Raw genomic sequence first — 7,372 nt, 5'->3', positions numbered from 1 at the left:
GCCGCGGGACGTCGGAAAGTAGGGTTTGGAATGCGTTTTCAGAGATGTGTATAAGATTCAGTTGCTTGCAACCGGGATATGGGCCTCTATGCCCAGGGGTGAATTAACTTTAGCATTGGTTTAAGCAATTTCTCTGCGAGAGATTTTTTACTCTGAACATTAATTTTGAAAACATTAAAATCAGCCATTTTGTCTGTTAGATAATCATCACTTGTTTTGAGTTTATCAACCAACTTTAATTCATAAGCATCACTTGCCAACCAATGTTCTCCGGTGGCTACTTTATCGATATCCAGCTGTGGGCGATTTTCCAATACATAATTTCTAAAAGCTTGATGAATTTTTTCGATATCCTCTTGCAGTTTTTGGCGGCCTTTTTCAGTGTTTTCACCGAACATGGTTAATGTACGCTTATATTCGCCGGCCGTTAACAGTTCGATATCTATATTGTTTTTCTTTAGCCAACGATGAAAGTTAGGTAGTTGAGCCACAACACCAATCGAACCAATTATCGCAAAAGGGGCAGCAATAATGGTGTTGGCTACACATGCCATTAAATAGCCACCGCTTGCAGCCATTTTGTCAATACAAACTGTGAGGGGGATTTTTTTGTCCCGTATTCGCTGCAATTGTGAGGCAGCAAGCCCATAACTGTTTACTGCGCCACCGGGGCTCTCCAGGCGCACAACGATTTCATCGCTAGGTTCAGCAACAGCTAGAACCGCCGTAACTTCTTCGCGTAACTGTTCCGCTTCACTGGCTTTAATGTCGCCATGAAAATCAAGTACATACAAAGAAGCTTTCTCATCCTTTGTTTTTTTCTTCTTCTTTTTTGCAGGCTTTTTATTTTTTATATCATGAGACATACGCTGCTTTGTTTCTTCATACTGTTTATTCAGTGAAGTAATTTCCAGTTTATGTTTAGGTTTGCGGCTTATTGCGGCAATACCTGCTACCGTGAGAAGTACGGCTATGACTAACGTTAATGTTTTTACTAAAAATAAACCATATTCGGACAGAAATTCCATCATCTACCTTTTTTTCATTAAACAAAGTAGACGATTATCCCTATGACTTTGAACAGGTGCAAGTGCTTTTCGGAAAAAGCCTCTTGCCAGAATACCAATTTCTAGATAGTCTGCCTTTTTTAATTAATGCCCGATTTTATGCTTGAAGTACGCGAGCTGTGTTTCGATTACCAAGATAAACCTTTGCTTTGCCAGATAACCTTTTCAGTAGAAGAAGGGCAATTATTGCATTTGCGAGGTAACAATGGGGCGGGGAAAACCACCTTACTGCGATTACTCGCAGGACTATTGTCTCCACGGGAGGGAGAAATTTATTTTAATAGTCAACCTATTGCAAAGAACTTATTCGAATACCAGCATCAATTATGTTATCTAGGGCATAGAACAGGCATAAACCCTCTATTAACAGTGAAAGAAAATTGTTTTTTTGATATGCACTGGGGTAGGGCAGAGATTAACTTTGATGAGTTAGTCAAACGGTTTGGCCTGTCCGAACTTCAGCATGAAAGGTGTGGACATTTGTCCGCCGGTCAAAAAAGACGCGTGGGGTTATTGCGTTTAGCCATGACTGATGCCCATTTATGGTTGCTGGATGAGCCTTTTGTTGCTTTAGATAAAGAGGCAATTGAGTTGGTTATCATATCCATTGAAAATCATCTTGCTTCAGGTGGTCTAATTGTTTTAACGTCACATCAACATTTACCTGACCGCTTAAGTCATCTGGAATATTGTTTATGAAAGCCACGGGGAATAATGACTAGTCTTGCCATTGTATTCAAGCGTCAAATCCAGCGTGAAATGCTGCTGCATCTTCGCCAACCTCGACTGTTACTGCATTCCTCTTTGTTTTTTTTAATGGTGGCTGTTTTTTTCCCCCTGACCATGCCCCCGCAAACTTCTATTATGCGAACAGTGGCGCCCGGTGTTGTTTGGATAGCCATGCTTTTGGCAATGTTACTGTCGTCGGTGAACCTTTTTCAACAAGATTATGAAGATGGGGCAGTGGAGCAGTGGTTAATCTCAGGTTATCCATTAAGTCTTATCGTTAGTGCAAAATTGCTGGTACATTGGTTTCTTAACTTGTTGCCTATGCTGATTTTTTCTCCCTTATTGGCCTTGTTATTTAACTTAACCTTCGTGGAAACCGTGATTTTAATCGCAAGCCTTATTCTGGGAACTCCCGCCATTCTTTTTTTATGTGGGCTGGCAGCTGCTTTTAGTGCCGGAAAAGGGGTATTAATGGCTCTGGTTTTACTGCCTTTAACAGTGCCAGTCATGATTTTTGGCAGTGGCAGCTTATTTGCTGTTATGCAAGGTTTTTCAGCACAGGGCTATTTAGCGCTGTTAGCGGCAATTTCGCTGTTGGCGACGGCTTTTTTACCGTTTGCGATTGCTGGAATTATTCGCATTAGCCTTGCTGATTAATGCATGGTAAAATTTCTCTTTTTTCTGATTCAAATATCTCCTATGTGGAAATTTTTATACCAAATGGCTTCGCCTAAAACATTTTATCAGCGTACCCAGCCTTGGTTGGCCTGGATAGGAGGTGGTGCATTGGTATTTTTACTTCCAGGTCTAATCTGGGGATTAGTTTTTGCGCCTGCCGATTATCAGCAAGGCGATGCCTTTCGTATTATTTACATCCATGTCCCGAGTGCATTTCTGTCCATGGCACTCTATGCATGGATGGGGTTTCTTGCCCTACTTTTGCTAGTCTGGCGTATTAAAATGGCTGGGTTAATTCTTGGCCTTGTGGCACAGGTGGGTGCGTCCATGTCGTTTCTTGCCCTGGTAACAGGAAGCATTTGGGGTAAACCAATGTGGGGTACCTGGTGGATTTGGGATGCACGTTTAACCTCGGAGCTTATTTTATTCTTTTTGTATCTGGCTATTTTGGCGACAAAAACGTCGTTTCAGGATAAGGAACAAGGGGATAAAATCGCCGCCATTTTAACATTGGTGGGCCTGGTTGATTTGCCCATTATTCATTATTCGGTGTATTGGTGGAATACACTGCATCAGGGAGCTACGTTATCCCTCTTTGCAAAGCCTAAAATTGCGACGCCTATGCTGTATCCTTTACTGTTGGCGCTAATTGGCTTTTTCCTTTACTGCCTTTGGATTATTTTGCACAGAGCCCGGAATGAATTGTTGCTGCGTGAACAACGACAGCAATGGGTAAAAAATTTAATGGAGAGTGATGGGGTATGAATCAAATTGTCACGTGGTGCTCAATGGGCGGATATTCAACTTATGTGTGGTCAGCTTACGCCTTGGCTGCCCTTGTTTTGTTAGGCAATATATTGGGTATCCGGGTTCAGCGTGCGCGGACAATCAGGCATTTACAACAATGGTTTAAGAGACAACGATGAATCCAGTGCGCCGGCGTAAATTTACTCTTGTCTTATTTATTCTTTCGGTCTTGGGCATTGTGACCGGACTGGTGCTTTATACGTTGCGACAAAATATCAGCTTGTTTTACACGCCTTCGCAAGTAGCGCAAGGGGAGGCGCCTAAAGAACGACTTATTCGCCTTGGCGGGATGGTTGTCAAAAACAGTATCTTACGTCAGGAAAAAAATTTGTCGGTGGAATTTCAATTAACCGATTTTAATCAGGTGGTCACTGTCAGATATCGCGGCATCTTGCCTGATTTATTTCGTGAAGGACAAGGTATTGTTGCCTTAGGTACGTTGACTGATAACCATCACTTTAAAGCCCAGGAAGTGCTTGCCAAACACGATGCGAACTACATGCCACCCGAGGTAAAAGAAGCTTTGGCTAAATCGGGGAAATTAGGAGAAAAGAAAAGCGGATGATTGCTGAAATTGGTTTATTTTCATTGCTATTGAGCCTGTTGTTCGCAATATTGCTTGCGGTTATTCCTACGCTGGGTTTATGGCGAAATACTCAGGATTGGATAGCTGCGGCCCCATTTTATGCGACTGGCCAGTTTATTTTTATAGCGCTTGCTTATTGTTGTCTTACTGTCTGTTTTTTGCGTGATGATTTCAGTGTCATTTATGTATTAACCAATTCCAGTATTTCCTTGCCATGGTTTTACAAGCTTTGTGCGGTGTGGGGAGGACATGAAGGATCCATGCTTCTCTGGGTGGCGATACTGAGTTTATGGATGCTGGCAGTCAGCTTTTTTAGCGCCACCCTGGATAAATCCATGCGCGCCAGAGTATTGGTCGTACTCGGTTGGGTAAGTATTGGATTTATTCTTTTTTTATTAACAACATCCAATCCATTTGCCCGACAATTTCAATTATTAAATACCCAGGGGCGTGACTTAAACCCTTTGCTACAAGATCCTGGCTTTTTATTTCATCCGCCAATGCTTTATATGGGCTATGTGGGTTTTTCTGTAGCCTTTGCCTTTGCTATTGCGGCACTTTGGGTCGGTCGCGTTGAGTCTGCCTGGGCTAAATGGACAAGGCCCTGGACATTAGCGGCCTGGTGTTGTTTAACAACAGGGATTACGCTTGGAAGTTGGTGGGCTTATCGTGAGTTAGGCTGGGGAGGCTGGTGGTTTTGGGATCCCGTTGAAAATGCTTCCTTTATGCCTTGGCTTGTGGGCACAGCACTTCTGCATTCTTTGGCAGTCAGTGAACAGCGTCAACTATTTAAAGCCTGGACGTTGTTGTTGGCTATCACTGCTTTTTCTTTGAGTTTGATAGGTACGTTTTTGGTGCGCTCAGGTGTTTTAACGTCTGTCCATGCCTTTGCAGTAGACCCCCAGCGTGGTTTATATATTTTATGTTTCCTGTTGATTGTTATCGGAGGCTCCTTACTCTTGTTTGCCCTCAGGGCACAAACGTTGCAAAATCGCACGCATCCATCACCCATTTCTCGAGAAAGCGTACTTCTTTTGAATAATGTTTTTCTAGCCGCCATGATGTTGACCGTATTGATGGGAACGGTTTATCCCTTGCTTATTGATGGGCTCGGGCTAGGAAAATTGTCAGTAGGGGCACCTTATTTTAATGCTGTGTTTAACCCAATGATGGTTCCTTTATTGCTCTTAATGGGTATAGGAGTGAACTTAAATTGGCAACGACATGACGGCAAAAAATTACTTCCGCTGATAATGGGGTTATTCATTACAAGCATTACTGCTGCGATTGGTCTTTTATGGTTGCTGACTTCTGTCATTAATCTTGCTGCTTTATTAGGACTGGTTCTTTCACTATGGGTTATTTTTGGTACGGGCAAATTAATTTTAGTGCGGCATCAGCAACGCGGTATTTTAAATTTACACCAGGGGTTTTGGGGAATGGTCGTTGCCCATTGTGGTGTTGCTGTCACTGTTATCGGGATTAGCATCTCTTGCAATTACGGGGTTCAAGACGACGTACGCATGGCTCCTGGCGATACTGCTCAACTCGCTGGGTTTAAAATTCAATTTGTCAATGAAACGTTATTGGAAGGACCGAATTACCATGGTACCCAAGCTCGTTTCGAAATAAGTCATGGCGATAAAGCTGCTGTGATTTATCCCGAAAAGCGCATTTACAATGTGGGGCAAATGGCGATGACGGAATCAGCCATCGATGTTAGTCCTTTCCGTGATATTTACGTGGCATTGGGAGAACCCTTAGGCGATAAAGCCTGGTCAGTGCGTCTATATTATAAACCTTTTATCCGCTGGATATGGGGTGGTGGTTTTATGATTTTGCTAGGAGGATTGCTTGCCTTAAGTGATAGACGCTACTATCAAAAGCGACATGCAGTGAGAACAGTGGATGAGGTATTGGCATGAAATTCTGGCGCTTAATCCCTTTATTTTTTTTCGTATTGCTCGTGTTGTTTCTCTGGAGGGGGTTATCATTAGAACCACAAACCCTACCATCCGCAAAAATTAATCAGGCACTCCCCGCTTTTCAATTGACGTCACTAGGTAGTGGGCATCCCTTTACACCCAAGATATTGCAAGGACAGGTGTCATTGCTAAACGTCTGGGCGAGTTGGTGCTCTGCCTGCATCGAGGAGCAGGTCTTTTTGATGCAGCTATCTCGGGAAGGTGTGCCTATTTACGGTTTAAATTATAAAGATGATACCCAGAATGCCACTCAATGGCTAAAAGAATGGGGAAATCCTTATCGCGCAATTGGTGAAGATCATGATGGTTCGGTGGCAATTGATTTAGGGGTGTATGGTGCCCCCGAAACATTTTTAATCGATAAAAAAGGTGTTATTCGTTTCAGGCATGTGGGGATCCTGAATGATACCTCATGGAATACAGAATTTTTACCTCGTATGAAGTTGTTACAGGAGGAAGCATGAGAAACTCTAACGTTTTTCTGTTTCTAATATTTATCCTATTTGGTACAGTAAGCATTGCCAATAATGCTCTTTATCCTCTTGAAAATGCCAAACAGGAAGCACAATTTTCTCATTTGCTTAAAGAATTACGTTGCCTGGTTTGTCAAAACCAGGATTTGGCAGATTCTAATGCAAGCTTGGCTAAAGATTTACGCGATCAGGTTTACAATCTTGTTAGGGAAGGAAAGGCGGATAGCGAAATCATTGATTATTTAACGGCGCGATACGGTGATTTTATTTTGTTTAAACCGCCCGTTAAACCTTTAACAGCATTCTTGTGGTTTGGCCCTGTTATATTTCTATTGTCAGGTTTCATTATTTTTTGGCGCACCTGTTTAAAGCGAAGTTCAAATGAATAAATGGTGGTTATTGTTTTATTTCTCTTTGTTGGTTTTTTTAGCATTGCCTGTTGTTTATTATCCCTTACGCCAGTCAAAAAAAACCTTTCTAATGCTAGTTCCAGTAATGATAATAATGTTGATGGCAGGCTATTTTTATTGGGGAGCTTTGCCTGCGTGGGATGATTTTTTGCAACGGCAGGAAAAGCAGCGGAAAGTCCAGGCAGTTTTGCAAACCATAAAAAACCCTTCCCAGATTATTGAGAAATTAAAAGCACGGCTTGCAGCCCAACCTGACAGCGCACGTGGTTGGTATTTGCTTGGACGATTATACGCAAGCCAAGAGCAATGGAAATCTGCGAAAGAAGCATTTGAGAAAGCTCATAGACTCAGTCCAGCCGATGATGCAGCCACGGTCAATTACGCCCAAGCGCTTTGGCAGTTGAATAAACAAACATTTAACGACGCTATCAGAAATTTATTCAACGAATTATTGCAAAAAAATCCAGATCAACCTGATGCACTGGCTATGCTGGCTATGGATGCCTACAGTACCCACAATTATGAACAGGCAGTCAGTTACTGGCAGCATTTGTTAAGATTAGCCCCAGAGCAATCGGAAGAAGCCAAAATGATTCGTCGGGCAATTGCCAAAGCACAGCAGCAAATGATGTAGGTA

The 7,372-nt window shown here is 42.5% G+C and carries 10 protein-coding genes; 9 read left to right on the top strand and 1 reads right to left on the bottom strand.

The window, feature by feature from the left end; translation table 11 throughout:
- Positions 1-86 precede the first annotated feature (86 nt).
- Positions 87-1,028 carry a protease SohB gene (gene sohB / locus Ljam_RS04645; RefSeq protein WP_058448970.1) on the bottom strand — a complete coding sequence of 314 codons (942 nt, stop codon included), beginning with the start codon at positions 1,026-1,028 and terminating at the stop codon, positions 87-89.
- Positions 1,029-1,166: 138 nt separating this feature from the next.
- On the opposite strand from sohB, the gene ccmA reads away from it, so the two are divergent.
- The 9 genes from ccmA to Ljam_RS04600 are packed head-to-tail and all read left to right on the top strand — an operon-like array spanning position 1,167 to position 7,369.
- The gene (ccmA, locus tag Ljam_RS04640) at positions 1,167-1,766 is read left to right on the top strand and encodes a cytochrome c biogenesis heme-transporting ATPase CcmA (RefSeq protein ID WP_058450736.1); all 600 of its coding nucleotides are present in this window, start codon (positions 1,167-1,169) and stop codon (positions 1,764-1,766) included.
- 15 nt (positions 1,767-1,781) lie between these two features.
- A complete protein-coding gene (gene ccmB / locus Ljam_RS04635) occupies positions 1,782-2,453 on the top strand; it encodes a heme exporter protein CcmB (RefSeq protein WP_058448969.1) in 672 nt (223 codons plus the stop codon).
- A gap of 3 nt (positions 2,454-2,456) precedes the next feature.
- On the top strand, positions 2,457-3,239 hold the full coding sequence (locus Ljam_RS04630) for a heme ABC transporter permease (protein ID WP_074881715.1): 783 nt from the start codon (positions 2,457-2,459) through the stop codon (positions 3,237-3,239).
- On the top strand, positions 3,236-3,400 hold the full coding sequence (gene ccmD, locus Ljam_RS04625) for a heme exporter protein CcmD (RefSeq protein WP_058448968.1): 165 nt from the start codon (positions 3,236-3,238) through the stop codon (positions 3,398-3,400). Before Ljam_RS04630 ends, ccmD begins: the two co-directional genes overlap by 4 nt.
- On the top strand, positions 3,397-3,846 hold the full coding sequence (gene ccmE, locus Ljam_RS04620; RefSeq protein WP_058448967.1) for a cytochrome c maturation protein CcmE: 450 nt from the start codon (positions 3,397-3,399) through the stop codon (positions 3,844-3,846). Before ccmD ends, ccmE begins: the two co-directional genes overlap by 4 nt.
- Positions 3,843-5,792 (top strand): heme lyase CcmF/NrfE family subunit, encoded by a 1,950-nt coding sequence (locus tag Ljam_RS04615; protein ID WP_058448966.1) that lies wholly within the window; start codon positions 3,843-3,845, stop codon positions 5,790-5,792. The genes ccmE and Ljam_RS04615 overlap by 4 nt, the downstream gene beginning before the upstream one ends.
- Entirely contained in the window at positions 5,789-6,316 is a 528-nt protein-coding gene (locus Ljam_RS04610) for a DsbE family thiol:disulfide interchange protein (RefSeq protein WP_058448965.1), read from the top strand. The genes Ljam_RS04615 and Ljam_RS04610 overlap by 4 nt, the downstream gene beginning before the upstream one ends.
- Complete coding sequence (locus Ljam_RS04605) at positions 6,313-6,714, top strand: cytochrome c-type biogenesis protein (protein WP_058448964.1); 402 nt, start codon at positions 6,313-6,315, stop codon at positions 6,712-6,714. Before Ljam_RS04610 ends, Ljam_RS04605 begins: the two co-directional genes overlap by 4 nt.
- Positions 6,707-7,369 (top strand): tetratricopeptide repeat protein, encoded by a 663-nt coding sequence (locus Ljam_RS04600; RefSeq protein ID WP_058448963.1) that lies wholly within the window; start codon positions 6,707-6,709, stop codon positions 7,367-7,369. The genes Ljam_RS04605 and Ljam_RS04600 overlap by 8 nt, the downstream gene beginning before the upstream one ends.
- The last annotated feature ends 3 nt before the right edge of the window (positions 7,370-7,372 follow it).

Source organism: Legionella jamestowniensis, from assembly GCF_001467745.1.
GTDB classification, from domain to species: Bacteria; Pseudomonadota; Gammaproteobacteria; order Legionellales; family Legionellaceae; genus Tatlockia; species Tatlockia jamestowniensis.
Note: the sequence above shows the minus strand (reverse complement) of the source record. Positions and strands in the feature narration are given on the sequence as shown.